This window comes from Streptomyces sp. CB02959, assembly GCF_002803155.1.
In the GTDB taxonomy this organism is placed as follows: Bacteria; Actinomycetota; Actinomycetes; order Streptomycetales; family Streptomycetaceae; genus Streptomyces.
The window spans coordinates 226,984-244,232 of the sequence record NZ_NNBP01000010.1 but is presented as its reverse complement, the minus strand read 5'-3'; the positions used below and the strand labels follow the sequence as shown (position 1 = coordinate 244,232).

At 72.8% G+C, this 17,249-nt stretch carries 11 protein-coding genes; 4 read left to right on the top strand and 7 right to left on the bottom strand.

Going from position 1 to position 17,249, the window contains the following annotated elements; all coding sequences use genetic code 11:
• Nucleotides 1–125 precede the first annotated feature (125 nt).
• On the top strand, nucleotides 126–1,436 hold the full coding sequence (locus CG747_RS18725) for an MFS transporter (RefSeq protein WP_257980519.1): 1,311 nt from the start codon (nucleotides 126–128) through the stop codon (nucleotides 1,434–1,436).
• Nucleotides 1,437–1,475: 39 nt separating this feature from the next.
• Here CG747_RS18725 and mgtA read toward each other — a convergent pair whose 3' ends face one another.
• Entirely contained in the window at nucleotides 1,476–4,241 is a 2,766-nt protein-coding gene (mgtA, locus tag CG747_RS18720) for a magnesium-translocating P-type ATPase (RefSeq protein WP_100602891.1), read from the bottom strand.
• A 494-nt stretch (nucleotides 4,242–4,735) separates the two neighbouring features.
• Complete coding sequence (locus CG747_RS18715; RefSeq protein ID WP_100602890.1) at nucleotides 4,736–5,284, bottom strand: helix-turn-helix domain-containing protein; 549 nt, start codon at nucleotides 5,282–5,284, stop codon at nucleotides 4,736–4,738.
• Between the two features lie 84 nt (nucleotides 5,285–5,368).
• On the opposite strand from CG747_RS18715, the gene CG747_RS18710 reads away from it, so the two are divergent.
• Entirely contained in the window at nucleotides 5,369–6,886 is a 1,518-nt protein-coding gene (locus CG747_RS18710; protein WP_257980518.1) for an MFS transporter, read from the top strand.
• Between the two features lie 188 nt (nucleotides 6,887–7,074).
• Here CG747_RS18710 and CG747_RS18700 read toward each other — a convergent pair whose 3' ends face one another.
• The 5 genes from CG747_RS18700 to CG747_RS18680 form a co-directional block, all read right to left on the bottom strand.
• On the bottom strand, nucleotides 7,075–8,268 hold the full coding sequence (locus CG747_RS18700; protein WP_100602889.1) for an XdhC family protein: 1,194 nt from the start codon (nucleotides 8,266–8,268) through the stop codon (nucleotides 7,075–7,077).
• Nucleotides 8,269–8,301: 33 nt separating this feature from the next.
• Entirely contained in the window at nucleotides 8,302–9,768 is a 1,467-nt protein-coding gene (locus tag CG747_RS18695; RefSeq protein ID WP_100602888.1) for an NCS2 family permease, read from the bottom strand.
• 254 nt (nucleotides 9,769–10,022) lie between these two features.
• The gene (locus tag CG747_RS18690; RefSeq protein ID WP_100602887.1) at nucleotides 10,023–12,407 is read right to left on the bottom strand and encodes a xanthine dehydrogenase family protein molybdopterin-binding subunit; all 2,385 of its coding nucleotides are present in this window, start codon (nucleotides 12,405–12,407) and stop codon (nucleotides 10,023–10,025) included.
• 2 nt (nucleotides 12,408–12,409) lie between these two features.
• Entirely contained in the window at nucleotides 12,410–13,009 is a 600-nt protein-coding gene (locus CG747_RS18685; protein WP_100602886.1) for a (2Fe-2S)-binding protein, read from the bottom strand.
• A complete protein-coding gene (locus tag CG747_RS18680; RefSeq protein WP_100602885.1) occupies nucleotides 13,000–13,902 on the bottom strand; it encodes a xanthine dehydrogenase family protein subunit M in 903 nt (300 codons plus the stop codon). The genes CG747_RS18685 and CG747_RS18680 overlap by 10 nt, the downstream gene beginning before the upstream one ends.
• A gap of 262 nt (nucleotides 13,903–14,164) precedes the next feature.
• Here CG747_RS18680 and CG747_RS18675 point away from each other — a divergent pair, with 262 nt between their 5' ends.
• Nucleotides 14,165–15,832, top strand: a complete 1,668-nt coding sequence (locus CG747_RS18675) for a PucR family transcriptional regulator (RefSeq protein ID WP_100602884.1) — start codon at nucleotides 14,165–14,167, stop codon at nucleotides 15,830–15,832.
• A gap of 359 nt (nucleotides 15,833–16,191) precedes the next feature.
• On the top strand, nucleotides 16,192–17,025 hold the full coding sequence (locus tag CG747_RS18670; protein WP_257980517.1) for a hypothetical protein: 834 nt from the start codon (nucleotides 16,192–16,194) through the stop codon (nucleotides 17,023–17,025).
• Nucleotides 17,026–17,249: the final 224 nt, after the last annotated feature.

The window sequence follows — 17,249 nt, the reverse complement described above, 5'->3', positions numbered from 1 at the left end:
CGCCGGTCCGCTTCCGCTCGGGCGGGCCCTCCCGGGTCCGCGTCGGGCCGGGCCGGGCGTCGCCGGACCTTTCGGCTCCGACCGAAAGCATAGGTTTCCGCGGTGCGCCGCGCAGACTCCCGCCCATGCCCATGGATTCCGCCCCCGCCTCCGCCCCCGTTCCCCGGCCGGGACCGCCCGCAAAGGACCCCGCACCGCCCCTCTCCCACCCCGGTTTCCGCTGGTTCCTGGCCGGTCAGGCGGTGTCGCTGCTGGGCAGTGCGATGGCGCCGGTGGCGCTGGCGTTCGCGGTGCTGGACGGCTCGGGCGGCCGCCCCGGCGACCTCGGCGTCGTGCTGGCCGCCCGGATGCTGCCGCTGCTGGCGTTCCTGCTGGTGGGCGGGGCGACCGCGGACCGGTTCCGGCGCCGGACGGTGCTGGTGGCCGCGAACCTGGGCGCGGCGGCCGCCCAGGGCGCGGTCGCCGGGCTGCTGCTGACCGGGCACTACGCGCTGCCGCCGGTCGCCGGGCTGGAGGTGCTGGGCGGGGTGTGCGCGGCGTTCACCGGCCCGGCGCTGCGCGGTGTGGTCCCGGAGCTGGTCGGCACCGCGGCGCTGCGACCGGCCAACGCGCTGCTGAGCGCGGTGCGGAACGCCGCCAAGGTGCTGGGGCCGAGCCTGTCGGGTCTGCTGGTGGTGGCGGTCGGCAGCGGCCCGGCGATCGCCGGCGACGCGGTGAGCTACGCGGTCGCCGCCGGGTGCCTGGCCCGCCTGCCGGGCGACAGGGGCGGGCGCACACGCGCTCCGGCCTCCGTGTGGTCCGGGATCCGCGGCGGCTGGCGGGAGTTCCGGCGGGTCCGGTGGGCGGCGCCGGCGACGCTGTCGTTCTTCGTGATCAACCTGGTGCAGACCGGGACGTGGCAGATCCTGGGCCCGGTGCTGACCGAACGGACCGCCGGCCGGGCCGCCTGGGGGCTCGTGCTCAGCGCCCGCGGCCTCGGGCTGCTGGTGAGCGGGGCGGTGCTGTACCGGCTGGCGGTCGGCCGACTGCTGGCGCTGGGGCAGGCGGCGAGCGCGCTGGGCGCGGTGCCGCTGCTGGTGCTCGGCGCGCGGTGGGACGCGCCGTGGCTGGTCGCGGGCGGTTTCGCCGCGGGACTCGGGGTCTGTGTGACGGGCATCGCCTGGGACACCTCGCTCCAGGAGCACGTGCCGGCCGGTGCGCTGTCCCGGGTGGCGGCCTGGAGCGATCTGCTGTCGTACGCGGCGATCCCGGTGGGGCAGCTGTGCGTGGGGCCGCTGGCCCGGGCGTACGGCGGGTTCCGGGTGGTCGCGGTCGCCGGGGCGGTGTCCGCGCTCGCCGCGGTGCTGCCGCTGGCGTCGGGGGCGGTGCGCGGGCTGCGGCACGCCCGGCCGACCGGGGACGGCCGGGGCCCCGCGCCGGCGGCACCCGGCCCGTAGGACCGGTGCCGCCGGTGCGGGGCCCCGGCGCGGATCAGCTCACAGCCACTCGTCGAACCGGCGGATGTACCACCGCTTCACTCCCTGGGTGAGCAGGCAGTACGCCGCCAACGTCGCGGCCAGCCACGGGAAGTAGGCCGTCGGCAGCGGCTGCATGCCCAGCGCCCCGGCCAGCGGCGAGAACGGCAGCCACAGGCCGACGCCCATCACCAGCGCGGTCATCAGCAGCACCGGCCAGGTGGCCCGGGACTGGACGAAGGGGATCCGCCGGGTCCGCAGCATGTGGACGACCAGGGTCTGGGTCAGCAGGCCCTCGACGAACCAGCCGGACTGGAACAGCGCCTGGTGGGCCTCGCTGTCGGCGCCGAAGACGTACCACATCAGCGCGAAGGTGGTGAGGTCGAAGACGGAGCTGGTCGGGCCGAGGACGAGCATGAAGCGGCGGATGCCCCGGGCGTCCCACTTGCGCGGGGTGCGCAGGTAGTCGGCGTCCATCCGGTCCCAGGGCGTGGCCAGTTGGGAGATGTCGTAGCAGAGGTTCTGCACCAGCAGCTGGAGCGCCAGCATCGGCTGGAACGGGATGAACGCCGAGGCGGCGAGCACCGAGAAGACGTTCCCGAAGTTCGACGAGGCGGTCAGCTTCAGGTACTTGATGGTGTTGCCGAAGGTCAGCCGGCCGCGCAGCACGCCCTGGCCGAGGACGGTGAGGTCCTTCTCCAGCAGGATGATGTCGGCGGACTCCTTGGCGATGTCGACGGCGGTGTCGACGGAGATGCCGACGTCCGCGTCGCGCAGCGCGGCGGCGTCGTTGATGCCGTCGCCGAGGAACCCGACGGTGTGTCCGTCGGCCTGGAGGGCGCGCACGATCCGGGCCTTCTGGACCGGGTTGACCTTGGCGAACAGGGTTGCCGTACGGGCCCGGTCGAGCAGTTCCAGGTCGTCGAGGGTGTCGATCTCGGCGCCGGTGACGGGGGTGCCGGGGTCGATGCCGACCTGCTCGCAGACCCGGGCGGCGACCAGTTCGCCGTCGCCGGTGACGACCTTGACCGCGACGCCGTTGTCGGCGAGCGCCCGCAGCGCCTCGGCCGCGTCCCGCTTCGGCGGGTCGAGGAAGGCGAGGAAGCCGATCAGGGTGAGCTCGGCCTCGTCCGCGACGGTGTAGGCGGCGGGGGCGCCGTCAGGGTCGGCGGGCAGGGTGCGGGTGGCCACCGCCAGCACCCGCAGGCCCTGCCGGCTGTGCTCCTGCGCGGTGCGCAGCACGGTGTCCCGTAGCGCACCGGTGAGTTCGGCCGTGTCGCCGGAGTGGACGACCCGGTCGCAGCGGTCCAGGACCTCCTCGACCGCTCCCTTGGTGATCAGGAGGTGTGCGGCGGCGGGGCCGTCGAGGTCGTTGCGGCGCAGCACGACCGACATCCGGCGGCGCGCGAAGTCGAAGGGGATCTCGTCGACCAGTGTGAAGCGGGCGTCGACGACAACCTCCTCGGCCTCGTGCATCCGGTCGATGACGGCCTGGTCCATCAGGTTGCGCAGTCCGGTCTGGAAGTGGCTGTTGAGGTAGGCGTGTTCGAGGACCTCGGTGTCGGGCCGGCCGTGCACGTCGAGGTAGCGGTCCAGGACGATCCGGTCCTCGGTGAGGGTGCCGGTCTTGTCGGTGCACAGCACGTCCATCGCGCCGAGGTTCTGGATGGCGTTGAGGTGCTTGACGACGACCTTGCGGCGGGACAGCGCGACCGCGCCGCGCGCCAGGTTGGTGGTGACGACCATCGGCAGCATCTCGGGGGTGAGGCCGACGGCGACCGCCACCGCGAAGGTGAAGGCCTCCGCCCAGTCGCCCTTGGTGAGCCCGTTGACGAGGAACACCACCGGGACCATCACCAGCATGAAGCGGATCAGCAGGAAGCTGACCTTCTTGACGCCGATGTCGAAGCCGGTCTCCGGGCGCTCGCCGACCAGTGCACCGGCCATGGAGCCGAGGTAGGTGTCCGCGCCGGTGCAGACGACGACCCCGGTGGCGGTGCCGGAGGTGACCGAGGTGCCGGTCAGGACGAGGTTGTCGGCCTCGACCGGGTCGCGGGTGGCGTCCTGGCCGCGGTCGGTGGCCAGCCGGGTGTCGGCCTTGGCGACCGGCAGCGACTCGCCGGACAGCGCGGCCTGACTGACCATCAGGTCCTTGGCGGTGAGCAGGCGCAGATCGGCCGGGACCAGGTCGCCGGCGGCCAGCTTGACGAGGTCGCCGGTGACCACGTCGGCCATGGGGACCTCGATCACGGCGGGCAGCCGGCCGCGGCCCGCCCGGCGCTGCACCGCGGTGGTCGTGGTGACCAGGGCGCGCAGCGCGGCGGCCGCGGAACCGGAGCGGTGCTCCTGCCAGAACCGCAGTCCGGCGCTGATCAGCACCATCGCGCCGAGGATGGCGATCTTCGGGTCGAACGGCTCGGTGTCGGCGACCTGGAGCCACTGGCCGTACATCACGGCGACGAGGACGACGAGCACCAGGATGAACGGGTTCCAGAACGCCTTGGCGAGCTGCACGTACCAGCGCGGCGGACGCTCCTCGGCGATGGCGTTGGCGCCGTCGCGCTCCAGGCGGTGCACCGCCTCGCGGTGGGTGAGGCCGGCCGGGGTGCTGCCGAGGTCGTGGAGGACCTGCTCGGCGGGGCGGGCGCTGAACTCGGCGAGCCGGCCGGCGATCCGCCGGGTGCGGGCCTCCAACTCGGCGGCCCGGCGCTCCCGGCGGGGGCTCCGGCCCGGCGGGGCGAGGGTCTCGGGGGTGGGAGGGGTGGTCGGTGTGGTCGTCGTGGTCATGACGAAGCCTCCTGACGCGCATGCGGGCAGACCGGACCGACCCCCGTCGGACCGCGGAACACGGGGTTCGCGGATGCGACGGCGGAATTGTTTTCGGGCAGGCCGAAACAGCCGGTGCGCGCGGGCGCTGAGAATTACGGAAAATTACCGGGGAATACCGGAAAATACCGGGAAGGGGAAGTGCACCGGCGAAAAGGGAGAATGGAAGGGCCGTTACGGAAAGACGGTTCGACCCGGTCCGGTGGGCAGCACGAAGCGCCCGGGAATCACCGGCGAGTGCGCACAGCAGTGCGGGGAAGAGCCGCGATCACACGGAACCGGAACGGTCGCGTAATCAGCGGAGAGCAGCGCTGCGGCAAGGACTTCCTTCGGGACTCATCCCGATCACCTCCTCGCTCGCGCGGACATTGCCGGGCACCGCTCAGAAGGGCGCCCTCGATGCCCCATCCTGCCATACGTTCCCCGTTTGCCCGTCATTCTTTCGGCCCATTCCGTCAATTCGGAGTGTGAGCTGCGTCGCGTCGCTCCCGGGCGATGCGTTCGTCATAGGCGGACCGGGCCACGGCGATTTCGCTTTGATGCTCCTCGGTCCAACTGACCAGCGACTGAATGGTGTCGTGCAGGGTCGCGCCCAGCGGCGTCAGCGCATAGTCCACCCGCGGCGGGACGACCGGGTGGACGGTGCGGCGGACCAGGCCGTCGCGCTCCAACTGGCGCAGGGTGACGGTCAGCATCCGCTGGCTGATGCCGTCGATCTCGCGGCGGAGTTCGGTGAAGCGCAGCACCCGCCGGTCGAGCAGGGCGATGGCCAGGAGCGACCACTTGTCGGCGACCCGGTCGAGGATCTGGCGGACCTCGCAGCCCTCGCGGACGTCCCACTGGCGGGCGTCGTAGTCGCAGTCGCAGTCGCCGTCCTCGGCACCGGTGACGGTCCCGGCCTCGGCGCAGTCGGCGGGAGCGGCGGGAGCGGCGGGAGCGGCGGCCGGTTCCTCGCCCATGGTTCCTCCGGGGTAACCGGGTGACTTCACAGTGCCTTCTTCCATGGTCCCCCACGGTGCCGCACGATGCGGTCGGTAACAAGAGGTAACCGACACGGCATGCGTCGTGGCCATGTGAGGAGCACCGCTATGTCCCGGTCCCCGGCAGCGTCCAGGGCGCTGCTGCTCGTCCTCTGCGGGGCGATCTTCCTGGAGGGCGTCGACATCGGCATGCTGAATGTCGCCCTGCCCCCGATCCGCGCCGAACTAGGGCTGTCCACCGGCGAGTTGACGTGGGTGATGAGCGCGTACGTGCTGGGCTACGGCGGGTTCATGCTGCTCGGCGGGCGGGCCGCGGACCTGTTCGGGCGGCGTCGGATGTTCCTGGTGCCGCTCGCGGTGTTCACGGTCTTCTCGGGGCTCGGCGGGCTGGCCGCCGAGAGCTGGACGCTGATCGGGGCGCGCTTCGCGACCGGGGCGTGCGCGGCGTTCATGGCCCCCGCCGGACTGTCGATCATCACCACCGGCTTCCCGGCCGGGCCGCGCCGCGACCGGGCCCTGCTGATCTACTCCGGGACCGCCGGGGGCGGGTTCTCGGCCGGGCTCGTCGCGGGCGGGCTGCTGACCGCCGTCGACTGGCGCTGGGTCTTCTTCGCGCCGATGGTGCCGGCGCTGCTGGCGCTGGTCGGCGGGTACCGCCTGGTGCCGCGGGACGCGGTGCGCGACGGCGCCCGGCCGCCGGTCGACGTGGCCGGCGCGCTCACCGTGACCGGTGCGGTGCTGCTGCTGGTCCTCGGCGTCGAACAGGCCGCGCACGCACCGGTGTTGCGCACCGCGGCGCTGCTGGCCGCGGGGGTGGCGCTGCTGGCGGTGTTCGTGGTGATCGAGCGGCGGTCGGCGGCGCCGCTGGTGCGGCTGGGCATCCTGCGGTCCTGGCCGCTGGTCCGGGCCAACGCGACGGGCCTGCTGTTCACCGCGGGGTTCTTCGGCTTCCAGTTCGTCGCGGTGCTCTACTTCCAGGAGCTGCGCGGCTGGTCGGCCGAGCGGACCAGTTTCGCGATGCTGGCGATGGGCGCCGACGCGGTGCTGGCGCCCTTGCTCACCCCGCGGCTGGTGCGGCGGTTCGGGCACGCCCGGGTGATCGTCGCGGGTCTGCTGTGCGCCGGGGTGGGCTATGCGCTGTTCCTGCCGGTGCGGGCGGACTGGCCGTATCCGGCGATGTTCCCCGGCATGCTGCTGATCGGCGTGGCGTTCGCGCTGGTCTACGGGCCGCTGACGATCGTCGCGACGGACGGTGTCGCGGCCGCCGAACAGGGCCTGGCCGGCGGCCTGTTGTACACCTCGTACCAGTTCGGTGCGGCCTTCGGGCTGTCGGCGGTGACCGCGGTGACGGTCGCGGCGACCGGGGCCGGCGGTACGCCCGGCGCCGTGCTCGCCGGCTATCACGCGGGGCTGGCCGTCCCGGCCGGGTTGGCGGTGGCGGCGCTGCTGGTGGGGGTGGCCGGACTGGGGTGGCGCCGCCCCGGCGCGCCGCCGGACGGCCCCGGCAGGCGTCCGGACGCGAAACGGCACGGGCGGGGCCCCCACACTGCGCCGCGCCCGTGCCGTGGCGAACCACAGGTCCGCCCTCCCTCGGGTCCGGCGCCGTCAGGTACGCCGGTCCCGTAGGTCCGGTAGATCCAGGTGGGCTGCGTGAGCCCGGTCGGTCTCGCGGGTCCCGTCGGCCTCGCAAGGCCCGCGGCTCTCATGGGTCCCGTCGATCCCGTCGATCCCGTAGGTCCCGTAGGTCCCGTAACGAGTCGGGGGCGGTGTGCCGCGCCCCAACGGGCGCCGCACACACTGACCCTGACGTTTCGTCAGGCAACCTCTCCGATCCGCCCCACCGACCGGGGCGTCTCATGGTGGATGGGGGTGTGGGCGCCGGTCAGCGGGGCGCCGGTGCCGCCGCGGCGGTTGGCGACGATCTCGGCGGCGATGGACAGCGCGGTCTCCTCGGGTGTCCGGGCGCCCAGGTCCAGCCCTATGGGCGAGCGCAGCCGGTTCAGCTCGATCTCGGTGAGTCCGATGTCGCGCAGCCGCTGCTGGCGGTCGAGGTGGGTGCGGCGGGAGCCCATCGCGCCGACGTAGGCGACCGGGAGCTTGAGCGCCCGCTCCAGCAGGGGGACGTCGAACTTGGCGTCGTGGGTGAGGACGCAGAGCACCGTGCGGGAGTCGAGCTGCTGGGAGTCGAGGTAGCGGTGCGGCCAGTCGACGACGATCTCGTCCGCGTCCGGGAAGCGGGTCCGGGTCGCGAAGACGGGGCGGGCGTCGCAGACGGTGACGTGGTAGTTGAGGAACTTGCCGACCCGGACCAGCGCGGACGCGAAGTCGATGGCGCCGAAGACGATCATCCGGGGCGCGGGGACGGAGGATTCGACGAGGAGGACGACCGGCTGGCCGCACTGGGAGCCGTCCGCGCCGATCTCCAGCGTCGTGGTCCGCCCGGCGTCCAGCAGGGCGCGGGTCTCCTCGACCGCGGTGCGGTCCAGGGCCGGGTGTCCGCCGAGGCTGCCGGTGTGACTGCCGTCGGGGCGCACCAGGAGGGCGCGGCCGAGCAGGTCGGCCGGTCCTTCAATGATCCGCGCGACGGCCGCCGCCTCCCCCGAGGAGGCGGCGGCCAACACGGCGGCGAGCGTTGCGGCGTTGCTGTCCACCGGGTCCCCCGCGGGGCCGCCGTCGACGGCGGCCCCGGGGGTGCTCACCCGTACCGGAGCGATGAAGATGTCGATGATTCCGCCGCAGGTCAGACCCACCGCGAAGGCATCCTCATCGCTGTACCCGAAGCGCTCCAGGACCGGCCGGCCGGTCTCCAGGGCCTCCTGGCACAGCTCGTAGACCGCTCCCTCCACGCACCCTCCGGAGACCGAACCGATCGCCGTACCGTCACTGTCGACGGCGAGCGCGGCACCGGGCTGGCGGGGTGCGCTGCCGTTGGTGGCCACGACGGTGGCCACCGCGAACGTGCGTCCCTGCTCAATCCACCGGTTCAGCTCTTCGGCGATGTCCAGCATGTCGGTCTCCTTACGGAAGGGAGCGGACGGGCGCTACTTGACGCCCAGCCACTGCTCGATCGGATGGAGCGAGAAGTAGACGAGGAAGATGCCGGTCAGCACCCACATGAAGCCACCGATCTCGCGCCATTTGCCCTGGGCCGCCTTGATCGCGGTGTAGGCGATGACGCCGGCCCCGACGCCGGTGGTGATCTGGTAGGTGAACGGCATCAGAGCCACGGTAAGGAACACCGGGATCGAGGTCGCCCGGTCGCTCCAGTCCACATGGCCGGCCACACTCATCATCATCGACCCGATGACGACCAGCGCGGCGGCGGCCACCTGGGCGGGAACGAGCTGGGTGACCGGGGTGAAGAAGAGGCAGGCCGCGAAGAGCAGACCGGTGATGACGGACGACAGGCCGGTCCGGGCGCCCTCGCCGACGCCGCTGGCCGACTCGATGAAGACCGTCTGGCCGGAGCCGCCGGTCAGACCGCCGATCGCACCGCCCGCACCGTCGACGAAGAGCGCCTTGGACAGGCCCGGCATCCGGCCCTTGTCGTCGGCGAGCTTGGCCTCGGTACCGACACCGATGATGGTGGCCATGGCGTCGAAGAACCCGGCCAGCACCAGGGTGAAGACGATCATCGTGACGCTGAGCGCCCCGACGGAGCCCCAGCCGCCGAACTCGACGTGCCCGAAGAGTCCGAAGTCCGGCATGGACACCGCGCTGCCGCTCAGGCTCGGGGGCGTACCGTCCCAGTCCTTCGCGGTCAGACCGCCGAGCTTGGTGGCACCGATGGCGAGCGCGGAGCCGACGACGATGCCGATGAGGATGGCGCCGGGCACCTTGCGGGCCTGGAGCATGAAGATCAGGAGGAGCGTGACGCAGAAGAACAGGACCGGCCAGCCGACGAGGTGACCCGAGAGGTCGCTGCCGAGCGTGACCGGACCGCCCGCGCCCTTGCCCACGAAGCCGGCCTTCACCAGCCCGAGCAGGGCGACGAACATGCCGATGCCCATGGTGATGGCGTGCTTCAGGGCGAGCGGGATGGCGTTCATGACCATCTCGCGCAGCCCGGTGACGACCAGGAGGCAGATGACGACGCCGTACATCACACACATGCCCATGGCCTGCGGCCAGGTCATGTGCGGGACCACCTGCGTGGTCAGGGCCGCGGAGACGTTGAGGCCGGCGGCGAGGGCCAGCGGGACCTTGCCGACGAAGCCCATCAGCAGGGTGCAGATCGCCGCGCCCAGCGCGGTGGCGGTGACCAGCGCGCTGTGTTCGAGAGTGTTCTTCTGGACGTCCTGTACCGAACCCAGAATCACCGGGTTGAGCAGCAGGATGTAACACATGGCCATGAAGGTGGTGATGCCGCCGCGCGTCTCCCGCGCGAAGGACGACCCTCGGTCGGATATGTGGAAGTACCGGTCGAGCCAGGAACGGCCGGCGGGCTGGCGTGAGCCGTCACCCGCGTCTTCCGCCGTGGTCCTCGGCTCAGTGGACTGCTGGGTCATGGTGCCTTACTCCCAAGGTTCAAAGGGGCCCTCGCCGAGGCGACGAGATTTGGGATGGATAGTCGGCTGCACGACCCGGGGGACGGCCCGAGACGAACGGGTACTGACTGCGCCGAGTTGCCGCAGGTCAGTCTGGGTGTGATGCGGGGAGGACTCCGGGCGATGCGCTGAGGAGGACGGACAGGAGCACCCCTTGATGCGCACCGCCCGGAGGTTTTGGGGGCCTGGGGAGGCGGCCCCCAGGCGGTTCTCCGCTACGTCCCTGTCAGGTGCTCAGGGCGTACCGGAGTCTTGTTGAGCTCCAACCCGGTCGCGTTCCGGATCGCCGCGAGGACGGCCGGCGTGGACGACAGGGTGGGGGCTTCGCCGATGCCGCGCAGCCCGTAGGGGGCGTGCTCGTCGGCGAGTTCGAGCACGTCGACCGGGATGGTCGGGGTGTCGAGGATGGTGGGGATCAGGTAGTCCGTGAAGGAGGGGTTGCGCACCTTCGCGGTCTTGGGGTCGACGATGATCTCTTCCATCACCGCCACGCCCAGGCCCTGGGTGGTGCCACCCTGGATCTGGCCGACGACGGAGAGCGGGTTGAGCGCCTTGCCGACGTCCTGGGCGCAGGCCAGCTCGATGACCTTGACCAGGCCCAGCTCGGTGTCCACCTCGACGACCGCGCGGTGCGCGGCGAAGGAGTACTGGACGTGGCCGAAGCCCTGGCCGGTGGTGAGGTCGAACGCCTCGGTGGGCCGGTGCCGGAACTCCAGCTCCAGGTCGATCGCCTCGCCCTCCAGGACGTCGACGAGATCGGCCAGGACCTCGCCGCCGTCGGTGACGACCTTGCCGCCCTCCAGGAGGAGTTCGGCGGTGGCCCACGCGGGGTGGTACGTGCCGAACTTGGCGCGGCCCAGTTGCAGGGCCTTCTCGCGCACCGCCTCGCAGGTGTTCTTCACCGCGCCGCCGGTCATGTACGTCTGCCGGGAGGCGGAGGTGGAGCCGGCGGAGCCGACCTGGGTGTCGGCGGGGTGGATGGTGACCTGCTCGACGCCCAGCTCGGTGCGGGCGATCTGCGCGTGGACGGTGACGCCGCCCTGGCCGACCTCCGCCATCGCGGTGTGCACGGTGGCCACCGCCACGCCGGCGACGACCTCCAGGCGCACCCGGGCGGTGGAGTAGTCGTCGAAGCCCTCGGAGAAGCCGACGTTCTTGATGCCGACGGCGTAGCCGACCCCGCGGACCACGCCCTCGCCGTGGGTGGTGTTGGACAGGCCGCCGGGCAGCTGGCGGACGTCCGCGCCCTCGCTGGACTCCCACTGGCGCTCGGGCGGCAGCGGCATCGCCTTGATGCGGCGCAGCAGTTCGGCGACCGGGGCCGGGGAGTCGACCGGCTGGCCGGTCGGCATGATGGTGCCCTGCTCCATGGCGTTGAGCTGCCGGAACGCGACCCGGTCCATCCCGAGCTTGTCAGCCAGCTTGTCCATCTGCGCCTCGTAGGCGAAGCACGCCTGGACCGCGCCGAAGCCGCGCATCGCGCCGCACGGCGGGTTGTTGGAGTAGAGCGCGATGGCCTCGATCTCGACGTCGTCGATCACGTACGGGCCCATCGAGAGGGACGAGGCGTTGCCGACGACGGCCGGGGAGGCCGAGGCGTAGGCGCCGCCGTCCAGGACGATCCGGCACTTGGCGTGCGTGATCTTGCCGTCCTTGGTGGCGCCGTGCTCGTACCAGAGCTTCGCCGGGTGCCGGTGGACGTGCCCGAAGAAGGACTCGAACCGGTTGTAGACGATCTTGACCGGCTTGCCGGTGCGCAGCGCCAGCAGGCAGGCGTGGATCTGCATCGAGATGTCCTCGCGGCCGCCGAAGGCACCGCCGACGCCGGAGAGCGTCATCCGGACCTTCTCCTCGGGCAGGCCGAGGACCGGGGCGATCTGCTTGAGGTCGGAGTGCAGCCACTGGGTGGCGACGTAGAGGTCCACGCCGCCGTCCTCGGCGGGCACCGCCAGGCCGGACTCCGGGCCGAGGAATGCCTGATCCTGCATGCCGAACGTGTACTCCCCGGAGACGATGACGTCGGCCTTCTTGGCGGCCTCGTCGGCGTTGCCGCGGATGATCGGCTGCCGGTGGACGATGTTGGGGTGCGGGACGTGGCCGATGTGGTGGTCGTCGCGGCCCTCGTGGATCAGCGGCGCGTCCGGCGCGAGGGCGCTGGCCTCGTCGGTGACGACCGGCAGCAGCTTGTAGTCGATCTTGATCTTGGCCGCGGCGCGGCGCGCGGTCTCCGGGTGGTCGGCGGCGACGATCGCCACCGGCTCACCGTGGTGCCGGACCTTGCCGTGCGCGAGAACCGGCGTGTCCTGGATCTCCAGGCCGTAGTTCTTCACGTCGGTGGGCAGGTCCTCGTAGGTGAGGACCGCGTAGACGCCGGAGGTCGCCAGCGCCTCGGAGGTGTCGATGGAGACGATCTCGGCGTGTGCCTCGGTGGAGCGGAGCGTGAAGCCCCACAGCATGTCCTCGTGCCACATGTCCGAGGAGTAGGCGAATTCGCCGGTCACCTTCAGGGTGCCGTCCGGGCGGAGCGTGGAGGCCCCGATCCCGGCGTCGGTCTTGCCGCCCTGGGTGAGGTTGGTGGGTGTACGGGTGGCACCAGCCATGGTCAGGCCCCCTGTCCGGCGGTCTGGTTCTCGCCGCGGGCGGCCGCGAGCCGGACCGCGTCGAGGATCTTCTCGTAGCCCGTGCAGCGGCACAGGTTGCCCGACAGCGCCTCACGGATGTCGGCGTCCGACGGGGAGGTGTTGCGCTCCAGCAGCTCGTCGGCGGCGACCAGCAGGCCCGGCGTGCAGAAGCCGCACTGGACCGCGCCGGCGTCGATGAACGCCTGCTGGATCGGGGACAGCCCGGCCTGCTCGCCGGTCTGCGAGTCGGCCGGCTTGGACTGCCACTGCTGGGCGTCCTGCAGGGTCGTCCCGCAGGCTCCGGAGGCGCAACCGCCGTGCTCGGCGCGCTGCTTGGCGAAGTCGGCCAGGCCCTCGACGGTCACCACCTCGCGGCCCTCGACCTGACCGGCCGCGACCAGGCAGGAGCACACCGGCACCCCGTCCAGGCGGACCGTGCAGGAGCCGCACTCGCCCTGCTCGCAGGCGTTCTTGGAGCCCGGCAGGCCCATCCGCTCGCGGAGGACGTACAGCAGGCTCTCGCCTTCCCAGACGTCGTCGGCCTCCTGCTTGCGGCCGTTGACGGTGAAGTTCACGCGCACTGTGCGCCTCCCTTGGTGCCATGGGGGTTGCCGCGGTAGGACTCCCAGGTCCAGCCGAGGGTGCGGCGCGCCATGATGCCCACGGCGTGCCGGCGGTACTTGGCGCTGCCGCGCACGTCGTCGATCGGGTTGCAGGCCCCGGACGCGAGCTGCGCGAACTGCTTGGCCACGGACGGCGGGATGGGGGCCGCCGACTCCCAGAGGCCGCCCTCGTCCAGCGCCGCGGCGAGGAACTGCTCGGCTTCCTTGGCCCGTACGGGGGTGGGTGCGGCCGAACCGATGCCGGTGCGGACCGTGCGGGTCTCGGGGTGCAGCGCGAAACCGAAGGCGCACACCGCGATGACCATCGCGTTGCGGGTGCCGACCTTGGAGAACTGCTGCGGGCCGTCGGCCTTGGGCAGGTGCACCGCGCGGATCAGCTCGTCGGCCTGGAGCGCGTTGCGCTTGACGCCGAGGTAGAACTCGTCGATCGGGATCAGGCGCACGCCGCGGGCGGCGGACTCGACCTCGACCTCGCAGCCGGAGGCGAGCAGTGCGGGGTGCGCGTCACCGGCCGGGGAGGCGGTGCCGAGGTTGCCGCCGACGCCGCCGCGGTTGCGGATCTGCGGGGAGGCCACGGTGTGCGAGGCCAGTGCCAGGCCCGGCAGTTCGGCCCGCAGGTTCTCCATGATCTTGGTGTACGGGACGGAGGCGCCCAGGCGTACGGTCTTCTCCCCGACCTCCCACTCGCCCAGGTCACCGATACGGTTCAGGTCGAGCAGGTACTCCGGGCGGCGGTGGTCGAAGTTGATCTCGACCATCACGTCCGTACCGCCCGCGATGGGCACAGCGGTAGGGTGCTCTGCCTTGGCGGCGAGCGCCTCCTCCCAGCTGGCGGGGCGAAGGAAGTCCATGGTTGGCCTCTTCTACGAAATCGGGTCGTTCGCTGCTCATGGTCGGGACCTCGGGCCCTCGTCGCCATGGCGCCGTTCATGTCTTGTTAACGCGGTTGGGCTTAGTGAACGCGCTGTGGCCCCACCCGGTGCAGTCACCGAAACCATGAAGCGGTTGGCTGGCCACGCTGCCCGTCTTGTAGATTCGAACGAAAGACGAGGGATCAAAACCTCGCGGCATTCCACCGGCAGCACGAGACAGCACAGAACGGCGGGCGAGGTCATGCGGCTCCGCGCACTCCTGGACACACACTCTCTGGGCCTGAAGCTCCTCGGGGGCGAGGAAGAGCTGGACCGTACCGTCCGTGGCGTGATGACCACCGACCTGCGGGACCCCAGCCGGTACCTCTCCGGCGGAGAACTGGTCCTCACCGGCCTGGCCTGGCGCCGGGAAGCGGAGGACTCCGAGCGGTTCGTCCGCATCCTGGCCGCCGCCGGCGTCGCCGGGCTCGCGGCCGGCGAGGCCGAGCTGGGCGCCATCCCCGACGACCTCGTCATGGCCTGCTCCCGGCACCGGCTCCCGCTGTTCTCGGTCGACGAGACGGTCTCGTTCGCCTCGATCACCGAGCACGTGGTCCGGCAGGTCTCCAGCGAGCGGGCCGGCGACCTGGCCGCCGTGGTGGACCGGCACCGGCGGATGATGACCTCCGGACCGGCCGGCGGCGGCCCCGAAGTGGTCCTGGACCTGCTCGGCTCCGACCTGGACCTGCGGGCCTGGGTGCTCTCCCCCACCGGCCGGCAGATCGCGGGCTCCAGCCTGGCCGGCGCCGGGCCGGAGCTGCCCGCCGAGCTCGGCGCCCGGCTGGCCGGCGAACACCTGGCGGCCGCCCGCAGCGGCCGCCGCGGCCCGCAGCGGATCGCCCTCGGCGGCGCCACCTACTCGCTCTTCGCGATCCGCTACGAGAGCCGTGACCTGCGGCAGACGCTGCTCAGCGACTGGCTGCTGGCGGTCGAGGCGGACGCCGGCGACTGGTCCGAGGAGCGGCTGGACCTGCTGCACGGCGTCACCCAGCTGATCGCCGTCGAACGGGACCGCCGGGACGCCGCCCGCACGGTCCGCCGCCGACTCGCCCAGGAGGTCCTGGAGCTGGTCCAGACGGGTGCGCCGCCGGCCGAGATCGCCGCCCGGCTGCGGGTGGCCGCGCCGGTCCTGCTGCCCGGCCTGGGCGCCGCCCCGCACTGGCAGATCGTGGTGGCCCGGGTCGAGTGGGAGGGCGGCGACGTGCCCGGCGGCCCGGTGGCGCAGAGCCTGCTGGAAGAGGTGCTGGTCGACCCCGGCACGTTCGGCCCCGAGCCGTCGGACCGGATCGCGGTGGCGCACACCGGCGACGAGGCGGTGGCCCTGGTGCCGCTGCCCGCCGTCCTGGAGGACTCCACCGACACCGCCACGACGGACGGCCTCCACGCCGACCAGCTGCTGCGCGTCATCCAGGAGCCGCTCGGCCGCGGCCTGGACGGCGACGGCCGGCTCACCATCGGCGTCAGCGCCTCCGTCCACTCCGCCGAGGGGCTGCGCGGCGCCCTGGAGGAGGCCCGGCACGCCCGCCGGGTCGCCGCCGCCCGCCCCGGCCGGGTCTGCGCCGCCGGCCACGAGGAGCTGGCCTCGCACGTCCTGCTGCTGCCGTTCGTCCCCGACGACGTCCGCCGGGCCTTCACCGCCCGGCTCCTGGACCCGCTGCGGGACTACGACCGCCGCCACCGCGCCGAGCTGATCCCCACCCTGGAGGCGTTCCTCGACTGCGACGGCTCCTGGACGCGCTGCGCGACCCGCCTGCACCTGCACGTCAACACCCTCCGGTACCGCGTCGGCCGGATCGAGCAGCTGACGGGCCGTGACCTCTCGCGCCTGGAGGACAAGCTGGACTTCTTCCTGGCACTGCGGATGAGCTGACGCTCCCTCAGGTCGACTGCGCGCCGGGCCCGGTACGGATTCCGTACCGGGCCCGGCGCGGAAGTGCGCTGCCACCGCCCGCCGTACGCCGTCCGGGGTCACCCGATCGGGGGGCGTCGCGTCAACGGCGTTGCCACGCCGGGCGATCGGACCGCCCCGCGCCACGGCCGAACCACCGCATACCGGCCACCCGGACCGCCCCGCGCGATTGTGAAATCTTTCACCCACCCCCTTGGCCCGGCGACGGGATTCGTGCTGAGATGCGCCCACAGCATCCTGCATTCCCGCTCAATGGCGCGCTCGGGGAGGGCACTGTGGCGGATACCGCCATGTCCGGATCCGCGGATCCCGCGGATTCCATGAGGTCCGCGGATCAGGTACCGGTCCCGGCACCACGGCCGGCATCCGCACCGGGGGCGGCCGGCCCCGCCGGGGACGATCCCCTCGACCGCGCCGTGTGGCGGCTGCGCTCCCGCGGCTGCTGGCTCGACGCGGCCGCCCTCCTGGAACCGCACGCGGCCCGGCAGGCGCCCGCCGCCCTGCGCCGCGCCGCGCTGCTGGTCGAGCGCTGCATGTTCACCGCCGTCGGCTGGGCCGAGGCCGAGGACGCGCTGCGCACCGCGGAGGCGCTCGCCGGCGGCGACGACGAACGCGGCGGCGCGGCCTGCGAGCGCGGCCAGCTCGCCTACACCTCCACGGTGCTGGGCGTCCGCGACCGGGCCGACGAGGCACGCTCGGCGCTCGGCCGGGCCGCCGCGCTGCTCGCCCCCGGCACCGCCGGCCGCCCGCTGCTGGACTTCCGGCGCGGCCTGATGGCCGAGCACCTCGCCGACAGCCCGGACGCCGCCCGCGCCGCCTACCGCCGCGCGCACGCCGGCGCCACCGCCCACGGCGACGCCCTGCTGCTCTCCTTCACCTGGCGCCACCTGGCCGGACTGGCGCTGCGCGACGGGGAGTTGGCGGAGGCCCGGCACGGTTTCGCGGAGTCCCTGCGGATCCGTGAGGAGCTGGGCTTCCTGGTCGGCACCGCACCGGCGCTGGCCGCCCTGGCCGACGCCGCCCCGGAGGACGAGGCGGTCCGCCTGCGCACCGAGGCCGCCCGGCTGTTCCGCCTGATGGGCGGCGTACCCACCTGGCTCGCGAGCCAGCTCCCGCCGCCCCCGCCGGAGGAGACGGCGGCAACGGCGGGCTAGGTCGGGTCCGGGGGGCGGGCCGCGGGTGTCAACCGCCCGACCTCGGCCATGCCGCTCCCCCGGCCGAATGGCCGGATCCGGGCTGCGCCGGCGGCGGATCGGCCGGGCCGCGGTGGCTGCCCCCGGCGGCCGTCCGCCGACCGGTCGGTAGCGCCTCGCCCCACCTGCCCCGAGAATGGCCACAAGTCGCACTGCGGCCCGGCGGCGCGGCCTGGATCCTGGTC

What these genes read in the sequence shown, in the direction of transcription:
- CG747_RS18725 (WP_257980519.1), top strand. Translation starts at nt 126, where the DNA reads ATGCCCATGGATTCCGCCCCCGCCTCCGCCCCCGTTCCCCGGCCGGGA.
- mgtA (WP_100602891.1), bottom strand. Translation starts at nt 4,241, where the DNA reads ATGACCACGACGACCACACCGACCACCCCTCCCACCCCCGAGACCCTC.
- CG747_RS18715 (WP_100602890.1), bottom strand. Translation starts at nt 5,284, where the DNA reads ATGGAAGAAGGCACTGTGAAGTCACCCGGTTACCCCGGAGGAACCATG.
- CG747_RS18710 (WP_257980518.1), top strand. Translation starts at nt 5,369, where the DNA reads ATGTCCCGGTCCCCGGCAGCGTCCAGGGCGCTGCTGCTCGTCCTCTGC.
- CG747_RS18700 (WP_100602889.1), bottom strand. Translation starts at nt 8,268, where the DNA reads ATGCTGGACATCGCCGAAGAGCTGAACCGGTGGATTGAGCAGGGACGC.
- CG747_RS18695 (WP_100602888.1), bottom strand. Translation starts at nt 9,768, where the DNA reads ATGACCCAGCAGTCCACTGAGCCGAGGACCACGGCGGAAGACGCGGGT.
- CG747_RS18690 (WP_100602887.1), bottom strand. Translation starts at nt 12,407, where the DNA reads ATGGCTGGTGCCACCCGTACACCCACCAACCTCACCCAGGGCGGCAAG.
- CG747_RS18680 (WP_100602885.1), bottom strand. Translation starts at nt 13,902, where the DNA reads ATGGACTTCCTTCGCCCCGCCAGCTGGGAGGAGGCGCTCGCCGCCAAG.
- CG747_RS18675 (WP_100602884.1), top strand. Translation starts at nt 14,165, where the DNA reads ATGCGGCTCCGCGCACTCCTGGACACACACTCTCTGGGCCTGAAGCTC.
- CG747_RS18670 (WP_257980517.1), top strand. Translation starts at nt 16,192, where the DNA reads ATGAGGTCCGCGGATCAGGTACCGGTCCCGGCACCACGGCCGGCATCC.